Source organism: Tahibacter caeni, from assembly GCF_024609805.1.
Lineage (GTDB): Bacteria > Pseudomonadota > Gammaproteobacteria > Xanthomonadales > Rhodanobacteraceae > Tahibacter > Tahibacter caeni.
Window position 1 is genome coordinate 1 of the sequence record NZ_JANFVR010000671.1, and the last position, 1,054, is coordinate 1,054.

The 1,054-nt window shown below is 71.1% G+C and carries 1 protein-coding gene; it reads left to right on the forward strand.

Annotated elements, in window-relative coordinates:
• Nucleotides 1-955: TPM domain-containing protein (locus tag NON22_RS24735; protein ID WP_257389636.1), on the forward strand; the 955-nt coding region annotated here is incomplete at its 5' end.
• Nucleotides 956-1,054: the final 99 nt, after the last annotated feature.

Sequence of the window (1,054 nt, forward strand, 5' to 3'; positions counted from 1 at the left end):
TACCCGACGCTCTTCCGATCTGATCGCGCCGGCTCCGTTGCCGGCGACGCCCGCGGCCGCGCCGGTCGCTGCGTCCGTCGCGACCGCGCCGGTCGACGTGCTGCCGGCCCCGGGTTCGACGCCGTCGAAGTTCGACCGCTTCGTCTACGACGAATACGGCGTGCTCGACGCGAACTGGCGCAGGCAGTTCGAGCAGCGCTTCTTCGAGCATGCGCGCAGCCACGGCGTCGAGATCGTGACCCTGCTGGTCAAGGATCTGCACGGCCTGGACGGCGACGCGTATGCGCAGGCGATGATGCGCCAGCTGCGCGTCGGCAAGCTCGACGTCGGCAACGGCGCCGTGCTCGTGGTCGCGCCGGCGCAGAAGCAGGTCGGCCTCGCGATGGGACCGGGCATCGCGCTGCAGATGGGATCGCACGACAAGAAGCAGTCGCTCGCGCGTTGGCTCGACAGCGGCTGGCCGAACTGCGAACGCAAGCTGGCCTGCGGCAACTGGACCGAGAACCTGCTGCTCGCGGCCGACCACATCCGGCGCGACACCGACGACATCGAATGGGCGATCCGCTACCAGAGCCTGACCGAGCTCATGGACGCGTTCCGGCGCTATGCCGACGCGCGCCGCGACAGCGGCGCGGGCTTCGATCCGGCCGGCGATCCTTCCTACCAGAAGATCGCGCGCGTCGAGGGCGAGATCGTCGCCGCCGACGTGCCGGCGGACTATGCCGCCGCGCGGGTCAACGCAGTCTCGGCGCGCGACCGCCGCGCGCTGCACGTGCGCGGCGACGGAGGCTATTCCCTGATGCTCTATCTCGATCCGCACACCGCGGCACTGATGCCGGGCGCCGCGCCGCAGGCCGGCAAGCGCTATCGCTTCGTCACGCGTGTGAGCAGCCTGAGCTGGAACAAGAAGGACACGCAGGCCTTCGACGTGCTGAGCTACGACAGCGCCGACTGACGCGGCCGCGCGCGGCGTGCGGGCTCAGCCCGATGCGCTGCGCAGCGCCGTGGCCGCGAACGCCGCGCCGGAATCGGCGCGGTGCTCGCGTTCGCGCGA